General features: G+C 67.9%; 21 protein-coding genes and 1 pseudogene. 10 read left to right on the top strand and 12 right to left on the bottom strand.

Annotation, left to right across the window (positions count from 1 at the left end; translation table 11 throughout):
• Positions 1-48: 48 nt before the first annotated feature.
• The 6 genes from O7621_RS12095 to O7621_RS12065 all read right to left on the bottom strand — a co-directional run bounded on the left by O7621_RS12095 (position 49) and on the right by O7621_RS12065 (position 3,121).
• Positions 49-618, bottom strand: coding sequence for a CYTH domain-containing protein (locus tag O7621_RS12095; protein ID WP_282234047.1), 570 nt, complete (start codon positions 616-618; stop codon positions 49-51).
• Positions 619-667: 49 nt separating this feature from the next.
• A complete protein-coding gene (locus O7621_RS12090) occupies positions 668-820 on the bottom strand; it encodes a hypothetical protein (protein ID WP_282234046.1) in 153 nt (50 codons plus the stop codon).
• Entirely contained in the window at positions 807-1,268 is a 462-nt protein-coding gene (locus O7621_RS12085; RefSeq protein ID WP_282234045.1) for a hypothetical protein, read from the bottom strand. The genes O7621_RS12090 and O7621_RS12085 overlap by 14 nt, the downstream gene beginning before the upstream one ends.
• A 604-nt stretch (positions 1,269-1,872) precedes the next feature.
• Complete coding sequence (locus O7621_RS12075) at positions 1,873-2,496, bottom strand: GNAT family N-acetyltransferase (RefSeq protein ID WP_282234043.1); 624 nt, start codon at positions 2,494-2,496, stop codon at positions 1,873-1,875.
• Positions 2,490-2,861, bottom strand: a complete 372-nt coding sequence (locus tag O7621_RS12070) for a hypothetical protein (RefSeq protein WP_282234042.1) — start codon at positions 2,859-2,861, stop codon at positions 2,490-2,492. The genes O7621_RS12075 and O7621_RS12070 overlap by 7 nt, the downstream gene beginning before the upstream one ends.
• Complete coding sequence (locus O7621_RS12065) at positions 2,858-3,121, bottom strand: hypothetical protein (protein WP_282234041.1); 264 nt, start codon at positions 3,119-3,121, stop codon at positions 2,858-2,860. Before O7621_RS12065 ends, O7621_RS12070 begins: the two co-directional genes overlap by 4 nt.
• A gap of 157 nt (positions 3,122-3,278) precedes the next feature.
• Here O7621_RS12065 and O7621_RS12060 point away from each other — a divergent pair, with 157 nt between their 5' ends.
• Positions 3,279-4,319, top strand: coding sequence for an NAD-dependent epimerase/dehydratase family protein (locus O7621_RS12060; protein WP_282234040.1), 1,041 nt, complete (start codon positions 3,279-3,281; stop codon positions 4,317-4,319).
• On the opposite strand, the gene O7621_RS12055 is transcribed toward O7621_RS12060, so the two are convergent.
• A complete protein-coding gene (locus O7621_RS12055; protein WP_282234831.1) occupies positions 4,305-5,246 on the bottom strand; it encodes a hypothetical protein in 942 nt (313 codons plus the stop codon). The genes O7621_RS12060 and O7621_RS12055 overlap by 15 nt on opposite strands.
• 234 nt (positions 5,247-5,480) lie before the next feature.
• Positions 5,481-5,669 (bottom strand): annotated as a pseudogene (locus O7621_RS12050) (helix-turn-helix transcriptional regulator); the annotation flags it as partial.
• Here O7621_RS12050 and O7621_RS29170 point away from each other — a divergent pair.
• The 3 genes from O7621_RS29170 to cutA are packed head-to-tail and all read left to right on the top strand — an operon-like array spanning position 5,598 to position 7,383.
• Positions 5,598-6,614 (top strand): DddA-like double-stranded DNA deaminase toxin, encoded by a 1,017-nt coding sequence (locus O7621_RS29170; protein WP_348775300.1) that lies wholly within the window; start codon positions 5,598-5,600, stop codon positions 6,612-6,614. The pseudogene O7621_RS12050 and the gene O7621_RS29170 overlap by 72 nt on opposite strands.
• A complete protein-coding gene (locus O7621_RS12040; protein ID WP_282234039.1) occupies positions 6,611-7,021 on the top strand; it encodes an Imm1 family immunity protein in 411 nt (136 codons plus the stop codon). The genes O7621_RS29170 and O7621_RS12040 overlap by 4 nt, the downstream gene beginning before the upstream one ends.
• Before the next feature lie 35 nt (positions 7,022-7,056).
• Positions 7,057-7,383, top strand: a complete 327-nt coding sequence (cutA, locus tag O7621_RS12035; RefSeq protein WP_282234038.1) for a divalent-cation tolerance protein CutA — start codon at positions 7,057-7,059, stop codon at positions 7,381-7,383.
• Between the two features lie 95 nt (positions 7,384-7,478).
• Here the strand turns inward: cutA and O7621_RS12030 are convergent, their stop codons facing one another.
• Complete coding sequence (locus tag O7621_RS12030; RefSeq protein WP_282234037.1) at positions 7,479-8,111, bottom strand: GNAT family N-acetyltransferase; 633 nt, start codon at positions 8,109-8,111, stop codon at positions 7,479-7,481.
• Positions 8,096-8,461 (bottom strand): hypothetical protein, encoded by a 366-nt coding sequence (locus O7621_RS12025; RefSeq protein WP_282234036.1) that lies wholly within the window; start codon positions 8,459-8,461, stop codon positions 8,096-8,098. The genes O7621_RS12030 and O7621_RS12025 overlap by 16 nt, the downstream gene beginning before the upstream one ends.
• A gap of 406 nt (positions 8,462-8,867) precedes the next feature.
• Between O7621_RS12025 and O7621_RS12020 the strand changes: the two genes are divergently transcribed.
• From O7621_RS12020 to O7621_RS12010, 3 genes are all read left to right on the top strand, one after another.
• Positions 8,868-9,059 (top strand): DUF397 domain-containing protein, encoded by a 192-nt coding sequence (locus O7621_RS12020; RefSeq protein WP_282234035.1) that lies wholly within the window; start codon positions 8,868-8,870, stop codon positions 9,057-9,059.
• 98 nt (positions 9,060-9,157) lie between these two features.
• The gene (locus O7621_RS12015; protein ID WP_282234034.1) at positions 9,158-9,520 is read left to right on the top strand and encodes a hypothetical protein; all 363 of its coding nucleotides are present in this window, start codon (positions 9,158-9,160) and stop codon (positions 9,518-9,520) included.
• A 157-nt stretch (positions 9,521-9,677) separates the two neighbouring features.
• Entirely contained in the window at positions 9,678-10,322 is a 645-nt protein-coding gene (locus O7621_RS12010) for a hypothetical protein (RefSeq protein ID WP_282234033.1), read from the top strand.
• A 182-nt stretch (positions 10,323-10,504) separates the two neighbouring features.
• Here the strand turns inward: O7621_RS12010 and O7621_RS12005 are convergent, their stop codons facing one another.
• Positions 10,505-11,323, bottom strand: coding sequence for a hypothetical protein (locus O7621_RS12005; RefSeq protein ID WP_282234032.1), 819 nt, complete (start codon positions 11,321-11,323; stop codon positions 10,505-10,507).
• A 198-nt stretch (positions 11,324-11,521) separates the two neighbouring features.
• Here O7621_RS12005 and O7621_RS12000 point away from each other — a divergent pair, with 198 nt between their 5' ends.
• A complete protein-coding gene (locus O7621_RS12000) occupies positions 11,522-12,373 on the top strand; it encodes a hypothetical protein (protein WP_282234031.1) in 852 nt (283 codons plus the stop codon).
• Positions 12,374-12,504: 131 nt separating this feature from the next.
• Positions 12,505-14,448: a galactose oxidase-like domain-containing protein gene (locus O7621_RS11995; protein ID WP_282234030.1), complete on the top strand. Its 1,944-nt coding sequence runs from the start codon at positions 12,505-12,507 to the stop codon at positions 14,446-14,448.
• A gap of 12 nt (positions 14,449-14,460) precedes the next feature.
• Here the strand turns inward: O7621_RS11995 and O7621_RS11990 are convergent, their stop codons facing one another.
• Positions 14,461-15,528 carry a glycoside hydrolase family 6 protein gene (locus O7621_RS11990; RefSeq protein WP_282234029.1) on the bottom strand — a complete coding sequence of 356 codons (1,068 nt, stop codon included), beginning with the start codon at positions 15,526-15,528 and terminating at the stop codon, positions 14,461-14,463.
• Between the two features lie 147 nt (positions 15,529-15,675).
• On the opposite strand from O7621_RS11990, the gene O7621_RS11985 reads away from it, so the two are divergent.
• Positions 15,676-17,691, top strand: a complete 2,016-nt coding sequence (locus O7621_RS11985) for a glycosyltransferase family 2 protein (RefSeq protein WP_282234028.1) — start codon at positions 15,676-15,678, stop codon at positions 17,689-17,691.
• Positions 17,692-17,709: the final 18 nt, after the last annotated feature.

Genomic DNA, 17,709 nt, shown 5'->3' with positions numbered 1-17,709 from the left:
AACACGGATGGTTCGTTGTTTGGGTGTCCGCAGTAGGACGGCACGCATCTAAGCCTGCTCTCTGCCGACGACAGCCTGCCGCCGGAAGGTCGCCCTGCGGACAAGCGAGTCGTACGTCTCCTCAGTGCGGATCGCCGCGAGGCCGAGTGACGCGACGAACGCCGTCAACTCGGCCTGCACCGCCACGCCGGGCACGCCCTCGGGGACGATGCGTTCCACCTCAAGGAACGTGCCGAGGCCGGCGACCTCGTCGACGCAGAGCTCACCGTCGGGCAAATCGGCGGTACGGCGTACTTTCGCGATCCGTACGGTCGGACGGAAGCCCATCGCCAGGATGGCGGCGTGCATCTGACCGCGATCGGTGACCGCCGTCTCGTACTCGTCGCAGGCGAGCGCGTTGTCGACTGGACGTTTCAGGGTGAAGGTGTGCCGGCCGTCGACGGTCCGTAACCGTACGAAGGGGACGCCGGTCTTGCTGTCGCCGTACGACCAGGTGGTCGGGGCGTACGTCTGATCGTCCTGGACGACCGGCGGACCGGGCTCGACGCCGCGCGCCGTGAGCGCGACGAGCAGCGCTTCCCGGTCCTGGACGTGGTACTTGACCTCGACCTCACGCACCACGCCTCCACCGGCCACCGAACACTGACTGCGCAGCGTCGCACAACCGTCACCGGATCGACAACGCGGCGCGCCAGCGGTGGTCCACTCGGGAGAGGTATCTCAGCCTCACCTCGATGACGCGCTGCATGTGGACCTTCGCGGCGAGGAGTGCACGGATCTCTATCTCCCGCTTGAGGATGTTCTGGTCACGCCCGAACACCCAGGCCGACGATGAACCGGCGCAACGAGCGCCCGTGCATGTGATCGGCGACGATCTCCCGGATCACGTGCTGGTTGGTGCCGCCCACGATGAGCCCGTGATCGGCCAGGCTCTTGTTGAAGTCCCGCAGGACGTCGACTCCGTCGGTGGCCAGCTCAGGCGCGACGAGAACGTGCTCACGGCCGAACTCCTGCTGCAGGGCTTCGAGCGCGGGACGGATCCGTTGCCGGCGCACGCCGGCGGTGCGCAGCGCCTCCAGCACGTGCGCCTCGGCCAGGGCGATGAAGGTGACCGGCAGCGGACTCGACTGAGGGTCCGCGATGTGCAGCAGCGGCCCACCCAGGCGGTAGCCCTTCGCCCAGCGGTGGAATGTCTGCTGCGGCACCCGCAGGTGCCGTGCGGCCTGGGTGAAGTTCAGAATTCCCTCGGTGAACCGGATGTCGCTCATTCCACCCCCTCAACGTCCCGACCGGCGTCAGCATTACCCGTGAAGTCCACCCGTCGCATCAGCTCCCGCTCCGTGTCACGGAACATACTCTGGCGCCGTCGACACCGGTTCGGCCAACGCGCAGGGCAGCGGCCATCGGTGGTCGGTCGACCAGGTCGCCGGATCGGCGCATCGCCCTTGATCAGCAGATCCGCCGTTGGTTGTACGCACCTGCATCAGCCAGCGACACATTCCTACGATCGGGAGAGGATGAGGCCATGAAGGGATACCACACCAGGTGGACCGTTCCGGACGAGCACCGGGCAAGCCCTGAGTACGTCGAGGCCGGTGCCCGCATCGCCCTCGGCCAGGCCGTCTACGACCGCCGGGTCGCGCTCGGCCTGAGCCAGGCCGAGCTCGCCGCTCGGGCTGGCACCACGCAGACCGTGATCTCGCGGCTCGAAGGTGGCGCGGTCACGCCGACGCTCCCGCTGCTGCATCGCTGGCCGGAGCACTGGAGGGCGAGCTGGACATCAAGATCACCGGCACCAGCACCCGCGCGGAGTTCCCGCTCGCTTCGTGACCCGCTGGCCTGCGACAACGTGGCCGCAGGCCAGCGTCCGACTCAGCCGACGCGCAGCGCTGCGGCCATGGGTGGTTGGTCGGGTGGTGGGCCGCCCCGGCGCATCGCCCACAGCGGCGGCCCGCCGGCAGGCAGGTGCGCCACCCGGACGATCCGGTAGCCGTGGCGCAGGTAGAACGCCTGGGACCGTGGGCTGCTCGCCTCCACCACCGCCGGCATGCTGATCCGGTCCAGCCGGGCATGATGCGCGGCGAGCAGTGTCGACCCGATGCCCTGCCGTCTCAGCCAGGGTGCCGCCGCCAGGAACGCCAGATGCTGATGCCGACCGGTCGCCTCCACCCGGCCTGCGGTGAATGTGTAGTGCGCGTACGGGCCGTGCCGGTCACCGCACGCCCGCAACCGCCGCCGCTGATGCTCCGCACCGAGGAGCCGGTCGAACGGATGCGGGTACCAGATCGCCACCCCGTCGCAATGGCCGACCACATCGACGATCCCGTGCCTTATCCCGAACTCCAACTCGGCGGTGAAGAACCGGTGCATCGTCAGGTACCGCAGTGCGTGGTCGCTGATCAGCCAGGACACCACCGGATCCAGCACACACGCCTGCGCCAACATCTCCGCCAACGGCTCGACGTCGGCGGCCGTGGCGGTCCGTACGGTCAGCATGGCCGCCACGTCCACACCAGGAACCGGTCGAACAACTCCGCCGCCGTCACGTCGGGCAGGTCGAACGCCGCCTCGGTCATCCGCTCCACCGCGTACGTCGCCAATCCGACCGGCCCCAACACGGCCGCCAACTCGACCCGCGCCACCAGACACGGCCAGGATCCGCCGCAGCCGGCGCACAACCACGACGGTCGCACCGCCACATGACCACCACCACCACCGCCGCCGCTGTCGGCCGCCGACTCCGCGCCAGCCACATCGCGGTACGCAGAGCAGCCGACCCGGCCGACCCGAGGTTGCCCGTCGTGGCGGACGACCAGCAGCCCGCCGCCAGCGGCGGCCAGCTCCCGCAACCGCCCCCTCATTGCGACCACCGGCCCCGGTTCACCCGAGCCGCGTCCACCGCAGCCCGACCCACAGCACCCGCCCGACCAGCACCCGCCGCACCGGGCACGCCGGCCGGACCCGTCGGGCTGAACCGCATCGAATGCCGAGGCGCGCACTCCGGACACCGCAACGTCGCCCCACACACCCGACACCACCGCTGCTTCACCCGGAACATGAAGAAGCCGAGCATGAATCCGGCAGCGATGCCCACCATGGTGAACGCCAGCAGTCTTCCCATAGTCGTCTCCCGCAAGATCGATCGGACACGAATCACGTGCCCACCGAGCGAACTTGCCCGATCTCGTTGTCGGCTACGGCGTGACAGCGAGACCAGCAATCGGCTGACACGCTGGGCACCGCCGGCCGGAGATCCACTGGTGCGCCATGATGGGGAAATGCGGCTGCTGATCCTGGGCGGGACCTGGTTCCTCGGACGCCACCTCGCTGAGCGGGCACTTGCGGCCGGATGGGCCGTCACGACCTTCAACCGGGGTACGTCAGCCGGCGACGTACCAGGGGTTTCCGCTGTTCACGGCGATCGGGAGAACCGCGACGACCTCCGACGCCTGGCCGAGCACGGGCCGTGGGATGTCGTCATAGACACCATCGGCTACGTACCGAACCAGGTCCTGGCCGCCGTGTCGGCGCTGGCCCCGGTGGTCGGGCACTACGTCTACCTGTCCACTGTCAACGTCTACACCGATTGGCCCAATCAGCCGCTCGACGAAGACTCCCCCGTCTTCGACTGCCCACCGGACGCCGGAGCCGACTTCGGTGCCGACCTCGGCTACGCCGGCCAGTACGGCGCGCTCAAAGCCGGCTGCGAACAGGCAGTGTCGGCGACTGTCGGTACTGAAAGGGTGACCATCCTGCGCCCTGGTGTGATCCTCGGCCGCTACGAATACGTCGGTCGCCTCACCTGGTGGCTCGCCCGTGCCGCCCGAGGCGGGCAGCTGCTCGCACCCGCCCCGGCTGCACGACCAATCCAGCCGATTGACGTACGCGACGTGGCCGACTTCGCCCTACATTGCGCCCGCCTAGGCACGTCGGGCATCTTCAACATCACCGCCCCACCCGGACACGCCACCTTCGCGGACCTGGTCACCGGGTGCATCGCGGCAACCGGATCGGACGCGGAACCGATCTGGGCCGACCCCACCTGGCTGACCGCTCACGGCGTCGAGCAGTGGACCGGCCTGCCGCTGTGGCGCACTCATGCCGGCGTGTGGGCCGTCGACAGTTCACTGGCGCATACCGCCGGGCTGCGCTGCGCACCGTTGGCGGCGACGATCGACGACACCTGGGCGTGGCTGACCGAGGGTGGCAGCTGGATCGTTGGCGAAGGCGAGGCGGCCCGCGCGGCAGACCACGGCCTGCCGCAGGACCGCGAACGCGAACTGCTGACCGAGTGGCAGCGCAGCTCAAACGCCAGGTAGCGCCGGAATCTCCGGCCGTACGGCCACGAACGCCTCGGCCCGGTCGGCAGTCGACCGAGCGATCGAGCTGTCACGCCATCGACGACCGTTGAGCGAGCCCCGGAGACTGTCGATCCGGCCGATCAGTCCGGCGCGACGCCACTGCGGCGGCATCGCCCACACCGGCGCGAGCGTCGGCTCCACCGCATCAAGCTGTCCGCCGAGCAGCAGACAGGCCGCCAGGTCGACGCGGGCTTCCGCCACGACCGTAGGCCACTGCGTCTGGGTCGCCGCCGCCAGATCAAGGGCTCGGCGCGCCGCGTCGGTGGCCTGCGCGACCTGGCCGACCTGCAGCAGCGCGGTCCCGTCGCAGCGGGCCTGCTGCTCGACCGTGAATCCGAACTCGCCGCCAACGACGTCATGCAGCTCATCACGACCGACCTGACTGCGGGCATCCGCAGCGATTGCGATCGCGGTCACCACCGCGCCCGCATCCCCTCGGTACGCCAGGGCCCGAGCGAGGACGCTGTACGCGCGGACCCGCGCGACGCCGGCCGGGGCGAGGTCGGCGGCGGCCTGTGCGTAGTGAACGGCGTCGTCGACCTGCCCGCTCCAGTAGGCGATCGTCGCCTGCATCCCTCTGGCGTAGGCACATGCACCGGCGTGGCCGACGATCTCGCCGTAGGCGTAGGCGGCTCGGGCGTACTGCATCGCCGGTGACCACAGGCCGAGGTCGACGCTTTCGCTGGCCAGCAGCGCCGCCGCCTGGGCGACGATCAGGTACAGCTCGGTCTGCTGCGCTGGCCTGCGGGTGTGCTCCAGCAGGCGCACGGCGAGATCGCGAATCCGAAGGGTCTCGCCGACGATCTGCTGCAGCTCCAGCTCCGGGAAGCGCCGCGCCAGCCGGCTGACGTCGTCGCGCAACTGCTCGATAGCAACATCTGACACTGCCAATGCACCTGCGTTCAAAGCATGTTCACGGGTCTCATGCGCGGCCTGCACGATCGATCGGACGGCTCCGCTCTGACCAAGCTCCGGCGGGGTCTCCGGAATCACCTCGGCCGGGAACCGGCTGGCCATCTGATCAACCTTACGCCGCCGGTGCTGCGACTCGACACGGTCAAACGCCGCCAGCAGGTCACCGCCGGCACCCAGCAGCTTGTCCGCCCGCTGCCAGAAGTCGCGTGGCGCTCGCTGACGACCGGTCTCGACGTTCGCCACGCTGCTGCGGTGGTAGTGGATCACCGCCGACAACTGATGCTGCGTGTAGCCGGCCGCCTGCCGCAACACCGCCAACCGATGACCCAGCGCACGTCGCACCTGCAAAATATCATCGACCGGCGACTCTTGATCAACCCAGCCTTCGGACATACACAAATGATCTCGCATCCGTCACCCAACGTGGAGGTGCCGGCTGTCAACATTTTGTCGGCGGGGCTCCGGAGATCGTTTACGTTGCTCAACTGCAGCTACGGTGACCTCATGACCTCGGCCAACCCGACGATCCACCCACCCGGCCGTCCGAACGAAGCCGTCAGCCGACGGGTCAAACAGATGAGCATGGCCGAACTTGGCAATCGCCTGCAACGGATACTCGACGAGATCACCCGCGAGAGAAGCCACATTGCCGCCGTTGCTGCCATTCTTTCGGAGGAGCAGTCCAAGGCAGGATTGCTCCTGACCGGAAGCGACCAGCTCTCGACAGGCGGGGTCGTCAGCATGGTCCACCTATCGTCGGAAAAGTTGCAAGAAGCAGACCAACTTCTACACAGCGCTGCGACAACGCTTGTCGACTACGCCGGCAGCATCGGGATAAGGCTCCGCATGTCCCCGACGAGCCGGCCAAGCACCGCGCCGCCATCGTCACGGCAGGATACCTCGCCTGCCACCCCCACCAAACCCGACGGACATTCGAAGAGCATCCCAAAGTGGATCGCAGAGACAAGCCACCGATTACCGAGACGGAAGCCAAAAGACCCAACATCCGGAATAGCCTTCATCGACGGCAGACAGATTCCAATGAGGTCCGGCCGAGATCCAAGCGCCGCCGCAGACCTAAAGCCCCGCTACCGGATGATAGCTACCACTACAGATCACCTCGAAGGAAAACTCGCCGCGCGCATGCGTCGAGAGCAAATCAAGGAGGCCAGCCTGATCACAAACAACGCCCCCTGCGACTATGAGCCATACGGATGCGACGCCATTCTGCCCCGACTGCTACCGGCCGGCTCCAGGTTGACGGTCTTCGTGCGCGAGGATGATGGGCAGGTCAGGCTCTGGCGCACCTACACTGGCAACGGAAGGGCGATCGCATGAAGGTGAACTGGACCTACGACAAGGGCAGCCGCAGGGAGAACCACAGCGCTGCCGCAACAGACGCCGCAGTCCTGGACTCGCTGCTGCGCGAGATCCAACAGCGCGCCGAGCCCGTTGTCGTGACCATCTATGACGAGGGACCCACTGACCCGGACGAGCTGCCGCCCGGTCTGCAACTCGGACTCGGCCACCCCACGCACGCTTTCGTCGGCTACATCGCCGACGACGGGTACCACCTCACCGCCCCAGACGTTCAGCCGCCGGCTGCCGACATCAGCTTCGACCTGGGCGGCGTCCCGACCGAGTATCCCGCCGAGCATCTCCGCCTTCGACCCGAGACCGCCATCGCGGCGGCAGTCACATACCTACGCTCCGGCGGCGAACCGCCGACGCTGCCAGCTCGATGAATCGCTGAGGGTCACTCGCGAAGGAGGCAGCGTCGATGTCCGATCCGCAGCAGTGCCAGGTGATCACCGCTACCGACTCCCGTGTGGTGGCGGAGACACTGGCCGATACAGCGGTCGCGCGGCTGGCTGCTTCCGCTCAGGTCGCCGGCCCGGTCAGGAGCACCTACAGGTGGCAGGGCGAGGTTGTAGCTGCCGAGGAGTGGCGGGTGACGTTCAGGACCACGGTCACCCGGTACGCGGAGTTGGAGGAGCACATCCGGGCACGCCACAACTACGACGCGCCCGGCATCGTATCCGTGCCGATCGTTGCCGGGCACACGCCGTATCTGGAGTGGATTGCTGCCGAGACGCAGGAGCGCTGACCGTTTACGCCACGTGCGCCAGAAGCCGGTCGTCCAGCTCGGCGAGCGCCGGGACATCGGACCTGTCCGGGTCAGGTGACCCAAGCCACCCCAGTTCAGCCGACCCGCAGTGCGGCGGCCATGGGTGGTTGGTCGACGGGGTCACCGGAGCGGCGCATCGCCCACAACGGCGGCCCACCCGCCGGCAGATGCGCCACCCGCACGACGCGGTAGCCGTGGCGTTCGTAGAACGCCCTCTGCCGCTGGCTACTCGCCTCCACTACCGCCGGCATCCCGATCCGGTCCAACCGGGCATGATGCGCCGCCAGCAACGCCGACCCGATCCCTCGCCGTCTCAACCAGGGTGCCGCCGCGAGGAACGCCAGGTGGTGGTGTCGGCCGGTCGGCTCCAGGCGGCCGGCGGTAAAGGTGTAGTGCGCGTACGGGCCGTGCCGGTCACCGCACGCCCGCAACCTGCGCCGCTGATGCTCCGCCCCGAGCAGCCGGTCGAACGGATGCGGGTACCAGATCGCCACCCCCTTGCAGTGCCCGACCACATCGACGATCCCGTGCCGTACGCCGAACTCCAACTCGGCAGTGAAGAACTGGTGCATCGTCAGATAGCGCAACGCGTGATCACCGATCAGCCAGGACACCACCGGATCCACCACACACGACTGCGCCAACAACTCCCCCAACGGCTCCACGTCGGCGGCCGTCGCCGCCCGTACGGTCAGCACGGCCGCCACGTCCACACCAGGAACCGGTCGAACAACTCCGCCGCCGTCACGTCGGGCAGGTCGAACGCCGCCTCGGTCATCCGCTCCACCGCGTACGTCGCCAATCCGACCGGCCCCAACACGGCCGCCAACTCGACCCGCGCCACCAGACACGGCCAGGATCCGCCGCAGCCGGCGCACAACCACGACGGCCGCACCGCCACATGACCACCACCGCCACCGCTGTCGACCGCCAGGTCCGCGCCGGTCACATCGCGGTACGCAGCACCGCCGATCCGGCCGCCCCGAGGTTGCCCATAGTGGCGGACGACCAGCACCACACCACCGGCAGCGGCCAGCTCCCGCAACCGCCCCCTCATTGCGACCACCGGCCCCGGTTCACCCGAGCCGCATCAACCGCAGCCCGCCCGACAGCACCAGCCCGACCAGCACCGACCGCACCGGGCACGCCGGCCGGACCCGTCGGGCTGAACCGCATCGAATGCCGAGGCGCGCACTCCGGACACCGCAACGTCGCCCCACACCCCGGACACCACCGCTGCTTCACCCGGAACGTGAAGAAGCCGACGCACAACCCGCCCAGCGCCGCCAACACGACTCCTACCAAGGTCAACATTCGCCGCTCCACAAATTGAATCGAGAATCCGATTCCACCGGTCGAATCATCTCCACAGCTCGCGAGGTGGGTAGAGAAGTTGTGGGAGAATGTGAGTGATGTGGCCCTGTCCGGCCGGCAGTCACGAGACCTGATCCAAAGGATGATCGATGAACACAGTTGACCCGATCTGGCGCAAGTCATCCCGCAGCAGCAGCAACGGCGGCGAGTGCGTAGAGGTCGCCGCCAACGTCCCTGGTCGCGTGCTCCTCCGGGACAGCAAGGACCGCGACAGCGGCACCCTGACCTTCGCTCCGACTGCCTGGAAGTCCTTCATCGACGAGATCGGAACCAAGCACTGACCAGGCTTCCAGCGCGGATAGCCATCATCGGACATCGAGGGCTCAGCGACGAGGTCGGCTACCTTGTCGCGCGAGCCCTCGACACGCAACTCGCGCGCTTGGCCGGCAACCTAGTTGGCGTCACCTGCCTCGTGGATGGAGCCGACCAGCTCTTCGCCAAGGCGGTGCTCCGACACGGTGGTCAGCTTGAATTCGTCGTCCCCGCCCAAGAGTACCGCGACGGCCTGCCCGAGCATGCCCACGCCCTGTACGACCAGTTGATCAATCGGGCCGTAGCCGTCCTCCGCTGCGACTACTTCGTCTCGGACTCGACTGCCCACATGGCCGCAAGCGAGTTGATGGTCGACCAGTCGGATCGGCTCTTCGCCGTTTGGGACGGCATGCCCGCCTGCAGCTACGGCGGCACCGCCGACGTAGACGGCTACACCGAGACTCGCGGCGTCCCAGTGACTGCCGTCTGACCGCCGGAGCCGTCTATGAGTAACCACGAGCCAAACACTTGCAGCGCCGGCAATACTCTAGTAGGCGTATACGTTCTATCGGCGAAGACCGGAATCGGACGAGCGAGAGTGCGAGTATCCTCCTGATGTCCGCGATGACCTGGCCAAGGTTCGAGTCATGAACCGCACGATCACCATTCGGGTCGTGGCGTCGATAGTCGTTCTTGTCTTCGCGACAGGAACGTGGCTTACGAATGGCCAACTTGATCCAGCCTGGATACGACTATTTTCCGCCGCAGTGCTAGCCGCCTCGGTCATACTAGGATTATGGGACCTCTGGGTCTGGCGCCTGCCCCTTGCACAACACATACCGGGCGTTCCGCGCTGCATCCGGGGAACGTGGCAAGGAACGCTTACCTCCTTTTGGATTGATCCAGAAACAGGGCAACCCCCACGCCCTAAGACCGTCTATCTTGTCGTACGCCAGACAGCCACCCTGGTAGCGGTCAGTTTGCTTACGGACGAGTCAAGATCCACATCGACTCTAGCTAACGTCCGAACAATTGATGGTTCATCTTCCTTGACAACCGTCTACCTGAACAGGCCGGATATTCGAGTTGAGCATCGTAGCAAGATGCACCACGGTTCGATGGTGCTCGACATCTCCGGCCGCCCCGCATGCCGCATGATCGGCCGCTACTGGACTGACCGAGACAGCAAAGGCGAGCTAGTCCTCTCCGCTCGACACAAGAAGCTTGCCGACGATTTTTCAGAAGCCGCTCAGCTCTTCACCGAAGAGGACCAAAGGAAGCCACTCGAATAAGCGGGCATGACATTTTCAGATCAGGAAATTTTCTCTCCACAGGGGTGCGTGACCGATGTAAAACGCCAGATCCTATCCATCCTCGGGCCGACACGGCATCGGCCGGAAAGTATCTGTTCGATACCGATCGGGCAGGCTCTGCCGGTCCGTCGAGGTGGTAGCGGATGTATGCCTGGTCACGCTCATCGCCGGGGCAGGGGCCACCGCTGCGCGTGTCGCCGCCACCGTGCGGTCCGCCCGGGAGCGGCAGCGACGATGATTGGGCTGTCGGCCGGCTGATCGCGTTCGCTCAGTGCGATCGTCAATCCGACAAAGAGCAACACGGCGAAGACCGCGATCAGGTAGAGATTGACCATTGCCGTCGGCAGCAGAAACTCCGGCGGCCGAGAGCCTACGTACCCGCTGGCCACAGCCGCGATGACCGTCGTGGCCAGCACCACCACTGCGGGCATGTCGGACAGTCGTCGTGCGAGGTCGCGCCCCCGGGGCGGTTGCAACCTCCGAACCGTGGAGGCGGCGAGGACGGCCATCAGAACGGCGTTGAGAATCTGACCCAGCAGGGCTGCGGCCTGGGGCTCGCAGACACCTGACCCATCCGCCGCCCGGAGGGTCGCAATGTCGGACGTACCGTTCACCAGGTAGTAGTAGGCGAGAGCGGGCCCGATCACCACGGTGAAGGCCCGTCCGATCCGCACCAGCAGTCGCCCCATCCGACCTGCGATCAGCAACAGCGTGATGCCTTGGAAGAGCATCACCGCTGCCATGCCGAACGGCACTCCGTCGATCAGTCGCATGCTGTGGGCCCGCTGCGACGCGTCCGCAGGCTCACCTGCCAGCAGCGAGTAGTTCAGGGTCGCCACGACAAGGGCAATGAAGGCGGCGAAGAGCGCCGCCAGGACCGGTTCGTCCTTCCTTCCCATCTCGGCTCGTTCGTCCACCTGGACGGGACTGAGGAGAACCACCATGGCGGTGAACGCGAATCCAGCCAGTACGCCGGTCATCTGCGCGTAGAACCCTGCGATCTGGGTGACGTCGGTGACGGGGCACTGTTGCATCGGCATCTGTTCGCTCTCCTGTCGACCAGCCTGGCAGGTGCTACACACCTAGCTGACGGACCGGTGTTGAGCGATGACACAGCGTCCTGGATGCGGAACTGACCCCGGGCTGAAGCCGGCAGCGACCCGGTGAATGATGGCCGGGTGAGCGAGTACCAGTACTACGACTTCCGTGCCATCGACCGGCCACTTGACGAGCAGCAGATGGCTGAGCTCCGTACGCTGTCCACCCGGGCGGAGATCACCCGTACCAGCTTCACCAACGTGTACCACTTCGGCAACTTCGGCGGCGATCCGCTGGCCATGGTCGAGGAGTACTTCGACGCGCACCTCTACATCACCAACTGGGGCACCCGGCAGCTGGTGCTGCGGCTGCCGCTGCGGCTGCTCGACCTGGGGACCGCCCAGCAGTACTGCTGGGCAGAGCCGGCCGAGGCGTACCAGTCGGGTGACAACCTGATCCTGAACTTCTTCCGCGAGGACCCCGACGGCGTCGAGGACTTCGACCGCGACGGTGAGGGCTGGCTCGCCAGCATCGTCGGCGTCCGCGACCAGCTCGCGGCCGGCGATTACCGTGCCCTCTACCTGGCCTGGCTGTTCCTCATCCAGGACGGGGAGTTCGGCGACGAGGCGACCGAACCGCCGGTGCCGGCCGGGCTCGGTGACCTGACCGGCGCGCTGTGCGAGTTCGCCGAGTTCCTGCTGATCGACCCCGCCCTGATCGCCGCCGCGGCGCAGGGCAGTGCACCGGAGGCCGCGGGCGCCGCCGCTGACCCGGCCCGGCTGGCCGACTGGATCGCTCAGCTGCCCGCCGCCGACAAGGACACCGCGCTGCTCGGCCTGCTGCAGGGCGACGGGCTGGCCGTCACCGCCGAGCTTCGGCAGCGGTTCCGGGCCGACACCGGCACGGCGGCGGCAGACCCTGCCGGTAGCAAACCGCGCACCATCGGCGAGTTGCTCGACGTGGCGGAGACGATCCGGGAGCAGAGCGAGTAGTTCGACCGGGTGTAGTCCCAACGGCCGACCACGACTGGGCCGATGACCCACCGCCGCTGCGGCGGGCGGTCGGGCTCGCCGGCCCGGTCGGCCGCTCCACAGTGGCGATTGGGGCAGCTAGCGTGCAGCGGGTGAAGTGGCCTACCCCCGCAACCCTGCGCCACCGCGTCCTGCTACCCGTACTCGGCGTAGCGATACTACTCAGCGCAAACGTGCCACCACTGTACGGTTTTACCAGTGACTGGCTGCACGAGCGCAAGCTCAACAGCGTCGAGTACCAGCGGGAGCACGGCTACTGGCAGGTCCTCGAACTCCCCGAGGACCAGCGGGTCAACGCGATCCACGCCGCGCTGCTGCCCACCGGCAAGGTGCTGCTGATCGCCGGCTCAGGCAACGACCGGGAGCAGTTCGACGCCGGCACGTTCAGGACCCTGCTGTTCGACCCGGCGACCGAACGGACCGAACTCGTGCCGACCCCGGAGGACCTGTTCTGCTCCGGGCACTCGTTCCTCGCCGACGGCAACCTGCTCGTCGCCGGCGGCACCCAGCGGTACGAGGTCCTCGAACCCGACATCGACCGGGCCGGCGGCACCATGCTGGTCAAGAACGAGTCCCCGGACGGCGGTCCGCGCAGTTTCGTCAAGGGCACCGAGTTCGTCGCCCCGGACGGGCGGCGCTACTCCGCCGGGCACGACTTCGTCGTACCGCCGGCCACCAAGACCGACGGACCGGCGGGCCGGGTCGTCGTCACCGCAAGCGAGACGGAGGTGTGGGTCGACGCTGCCGGGTTCGGCGACGAGTACGTCGTCGAACGGCAGATTCAGTACCGGGTCAACGGCCTGGTCGGCGACGAGGTGCAGGACATCTACGGCCTGGCCGACGCGATCACCATGGACAAGCAGGACTACCAGGGACTCGACGCCGCGTTCGAGTTCAACCCGTGGACCGAACGGTACGAGCGGGTCGACGACATGCACGTCAAACGCTGGTACCCGACGCTGACCACGCTGCCCGACGGGCAGGTGCTCACCGTGGCCGGGCTCGACGGCAGCGGCCAGGTCCTCGACGGCACGCAGCACGAGATCTACGACCCGCAGACCAGGAGCTGGACCCTGCGACCCGACCTGGAACGGTACTTCCCGACGTACCCCAGTCTGTTCCAGACCGCAACGCCCGACCTGCTGTTCTACACCGGATCGAACGCCGGCTACGGACCCGACGACCAGGGCCGCGAACCCGGCCTGTGGGACCTGAGCGACAACACGTTCACCGAGGTCGACGGGCTACGCGACACCGACCAACTGGAAACCAGCATGAGCGCCTGGGCCGGCCCGGTGCAGGAGCAGCGGATCATGGTCGTCGGCGGCGGCGGGGTCGGCGAGTCGGCCCTGTCCAGCGACCGGATCGACCTCATCGACCTGGCCTCGGACAACCCCCGGTTCACCCCCGGCCCGGACCTGCCGGACGGGACCCGCTACCCCAACCTGGTGCAGCTGCCCGACGACACCGTGCTGATCACCAACGGTGCCAGCGACTACCGGGGTCGCGGCCTCAGCGACAACCACACCGCCCGGATCTTCCACCCGGACAGCAACACTCTGACGGTTGCCGCCGACCCCCATGTCGGTCGTAACTACCACTCGGCGGCGTTGCTGCTGCCCGACGGCCGGGTGCTCACCGTCGGATCCGACCCGCTGTTCCGCGACGCCAAGAACAGCATCAGCGGTGAGTTCGAGCAGCGGCTGGAGCTGTACTCCCCGCCGTACCTGTTCGGCGGTGTGCGTCCGGTCCTCGGCAGCGTGCCGGAGCGGATCGAACGTGGCGGCAGCGTCACAGTGATCAGCCCGCACGCCGACCGGATCGACCGGGTGCGGCTGATCCGGCCGGGTGCCGCCACCCACATGCTCAACAACGAGCAGCGGTCGGTGGCGGTCGACTTCACCCCTGCCAGCACGGGACGACTGGAGCTGAGCCTGCCGGAAGAGGCGACGATCCTGCCGTCCGGGCCGTACCTGCTGTTCGCCATCGACACCGACGGGGTGCCGTCGGTCGGCGTACCGGTGATGGTGCGCTGAGCGGGCGGTCACTCACCCCGCCTTGCCGAGCAGTTCGAGGGCGTACTCGGGCCACCACCCGCCGGCGGGCGGCTCGCCCGGCCGGCAGTCGCCGTCGGACTCGCCCGGACGTTTGATCCACAGCAGGGCGTCGACCCGGTCCAGTCCGGTCGTCGTAGTCGGTGATTCCCCCAGTGACCGGCCGGGCGGGTTGCACCAGGACGGACCACCGTCGACGGTGGCACCGTCGACCGGCCCGGCGCCGTTGCGGCTGGTGTCGACGACGAACCTGGTACGCCCGTCGAGTTCGTCGGACAGCCGCCGGCCGTAGTCGACGTTCTCCTGCGTACCGATGAAGTTGGAGACGTTCAGTGCGAAGCCGTCGGCTTGCCCGATCCCGGCCCGGCGCAGCGCGTCGGCCAACCTCGGCAGGTCGGCGACCCAGCGGGCATGGCCGGCGTCGAGATACACCTGGGCGCTGCCGGTCTGCTTGAGCACGGCGACCGCATCGGCGAGCAACGCCAACCGTTCGTCGGCGGAGCCCGCGCCGCAGCTGTCCAGGCTGTGCGCCACAGCGTCCGGTTCGACGATCACCGTGACCGGACGACCGGCGATTCCGGCCGCGAACTCCCGGACCCAGGCCCGGTAGTCGTCGCCGTCGACCGCACCGCCGCCGCTGAAGCTGCCGCAGTCCCGGTCCGGGATGTGGTACGCCACCAGCACCGGCATGCCGCCGGCAGCGTCGGCCCGGGTCAGCACGGTGTCGACGCCGGCCCGTACCGCGGTGGTGCCGCTGGTGACCCAGACCGCTGTCGGCTGCTCACTGATCCGTCGGAGCCGGTCGGCGTCACCGGTGCGGCCGGCCGCCACCCAGGCGGTGACCTGGTCGGCGGCGGCTCCCGTCGGGTCGACGAACAGCTCCGCTCCGGCGAGCGGCACCGCGACCGGCGGGCCGCTGGCGCCAGTGGTGCGGGCATCGGTGATCTGGTCGCCGAGATCACCGGCCGGCTCCGTCGGGGCTGTGCCGCAACCAGCCAGCAACGCCAGGAGCGAGCCGACGGAAAGCGCGGACGTCGCCCGGCGGACCATCGACCACAGCACCGTTCGTCCTCCGTCAGTGGCGTAAAGCACGGCCGAGACTAGCTCAACTGGCTGATTCGGGCAGACTTCCCCGGTGCCATAGGATCGACGAAACCGTCGGTCGGGGCGTGCGGCCGGTGGGCACGACTGCGGGGCGGCTTGCTGCTTGTGGCGGAACCATTCGACATCCCGGTGTACGGCCGGTCCTGGGCTCGACTCGAATCCTATAGCCGGCTCGCTGGTTCGCTGACCGATCCGCCGGAGGGCGTGCCGTACCGGGTCCGCTACCGCAGCATGCATGGAGCGCACGGTAGCCGGCAGATCGTCACCGCGGTACTGATCGCGCTGGCGAACATCTGCTTCGAGGTGTTCTTCTTCGTCTGGCTGCTGCAGCCGGGGCACTTCGCCGACACCAATCCCGGTCCGGTGGCCGAGGCTGCCCGGGTCGCCAATGTCTTCGTCATCTGCTCCATTGCCGTCGTCGAGGCGTTACGGCTGGTCAACGTACTGTCGCTGTCGCTGGCCTCGGTGATCGCGCGGGATCCGGTGCCGGTGGTCCCGCCCCGAGGGCTGCGGGTCGCCTTTCTCACCACGATCGTGCCGAGCAAGGAACCGGTCGCGGTGGTACGCGACACGCTGCGAGCGGCGAAGCGGATCCGGCACCGGGGCGTCTTCGACATCTGGCTGCTCGACGAAGGCGACGACGCCGAGGTGAAGGCGATGTGCGACCAGCTCGGCGTGCGACATTTCACCCGCAACGGCATCGAGCGGTACAACCAGCGGCGCGGACCGTTCCGGGCGAAGACCAAGCACGGCAACTACAACGCCTGGGTCGACGCGCACGGCGACGGCTACGACGTCTTCCTCTCCGTCGACCCCGACCACGTGCCGCTGGCCAACTTCGCCGAACGGATCCTCGGCTACTTCCGCGACCCGGACGTGGCGTACGTCGTCGGCCCGCAGTGCTACAAGAACGGCGAGGCGTTCGTCACCCGGGCCGCCGAGTCGCAGCAGTTCCCGTTCCACAGCGTGATCCAGCGAGCCGCCAACGCGTACGGCACGTCGATGCTGGTCGGCACCAACAACGCGGTACGGATCAGCGCGTTGCGCAGCATCGGAGGGTTGGCCGACTCGATCACCGAGGACATGGCGACCGGGCTGGCCGTGCACACCACCCGCAACCCGTCGACCGGCCGTCGGTGGAAGTCGGTGTACACCCCGGACGTGCTCTCCGCCGGCGACGGCCCGGCCAGCTGGAGCGACTACTTCTCCCAGCAGCGGCGCTGGTCGCGGGGCACCTTCCAACTGCTGGTCGGCCGCTACTGGCTGCGCTTCCCCCGGCTGTCCGCCGGTGGGATGCTGCACTACACCCTGATCACCACCTTCTATCCGTCGATGGCCGTCGCCTGGCTGCTCGGCATCGTCAACGCGGTGCTGTTCCTGGCTCTCGGCGTCAGCGGCATGACGATCTCACCGCAGATCTGGTTCGCCCTCTACACCGACGCCACCGCCTTCTCGCTCTGGCTCTACCTGCACAACCGGCGGTACAACGTCAGCCCGTACGAGGCCCCCGGTTCCCGCGGGCTCAAGGGCATGCTGATGTCGATCATCTCGGCACCGATCTACGCCGGGCAGCTCGTCAGTACACTGTTGCGTCGGCCGGCCCGGTTCGTGGTCACCCCGAAGGGGGCGCACAGCAGCAGCGACGGCTTGTACACGTTCCGGGCGCACCTGGGCTGGTTGGCGGTGCTCGCCGCGGCGGTCGGGGTCGCCGTTGCCCGCGACTACGCCAGCCTGCCGTCGCTGCTCTGGCCCGGCGTGGCGCTGCTGATCTGCCTGCTACCGGTCGCGCTGTGGCGACGGGACCTCCGCCGGCGTTCCCACCCGGTGCCCACGGGTGACAGCGGTAGCGACGGCGGACCACCGACGATCGAGGAGGTACGTGGTCCGGACCGGGCCGGGGACATCACCATGGAGATCCCACGAGCGCTGCTGGCGGCGCATCTGGCCAGCCGGTCGGTCGACGACCAGCCCGACGACGTCTCCGCCACGATGATCCTGCCCCGGATCGAGGTACCCCGGCAGGCCGGTCCGCCCGCCGTCGAGCAGACCAGGCCGCACGCCGTCGAGCAGACCAGGCCGCACGACCGATCGCCTCGGGACGACGACATGGGGAGCCGGTGAGCCGACGGACCGGGACGA

The organism is Solwaraspora sp. WMMD937 (assembly GCF_029581175.1).
Lineage (GTDB): Bacteria > Actinomycetota > Actinomycetes > Mycobacteriales > Micromonosporaceae > Micromonospora_E.
This window is presented reverse-complemented; position numbering and strand designations above follow the sequence as displayed.

Coding starts and splice junctions, on each gene's coding strand:
- O7621_RS12025 (WP_282234036.1), bottom strand. CDS start 8,461: ATGAGGGGGCGGTTGCGGGAGCTGGCCGCTGCCGGTGGTGTGGTGCTG.
- O7621_RS12085 (WP_282234045.1), bottom strand. CDS start 1,268: ATGAGCGACATCCGGTTCACCGAGGGAATTCTGAACTTCACCCAGGCC.
- O7621_RS12020 (WP_282234035.1), top strand. CDS start 8,868: ATGAACACAGTTGACCCGATCTGGCGCAAGTCATCCCGCAGCAGCAGC.
- O7621_RS12005 (WP_282234032.1), bottom strand. CDS start 11,323: ATGACCGGCGTACTGGCTGGATTCGCGTTCACCGCCATGGTGGTTCTC.
- O7621_RS29170 (WP_348775300.1), top strand. CDS start 5,598: ATGACCCAGCGCACGTCGCACCTGCAAAATATCATCGACCGGCGACTC.
- O7621_RS12065 (WP_282234041.1), bottom strand. CDS start 3,121: ATGGGAAGACTGCTGGCGTTCACCATGGTGGGCATCGCTGCCGGATTC.
- O7621_RS12075 (WP_282234043.1), bottom strand. CDS start 2,496: ATGCTGACCGTACGGACCGCCACGGCCGCCGACGTCGAGCCGTTGGCG.
- O7621_RS12060 (WP_282234040.1), top strand. CDS start 3,279: ATGCGGCTGCTGATCCTGGGCGGGACCTGGTTCCTCGGACGCCACCTC.
- O7621_RS12040 (WP_282234039.1), top strand. CDS start 6,611: ATGAAGGTGAACTGGACCTACGACAAGGGCAGCCGCAGGGAGAACCAC.
- O7621_RS12010 (WP_282234033.1), top strand. CDS start 9,678: ATGAACCGCACGATCACCATTCGGGTCGTGGCGTCGATAGTCGTTCTT.
- O7621_RS12070 (WP_282234042.1), bottom strand. CDS start 2,861: ATGAGGGGGCGGTTGCGGGAGCTGGCCGCCGCTGGCGGCGGGCTGCTG.
- cutA (WP_282234038.1), top strand. CDS start 7,057: ATGTCCGATCCGCAGCAGTGCCAGGTGATCACCGCTACCGACTCCCGT.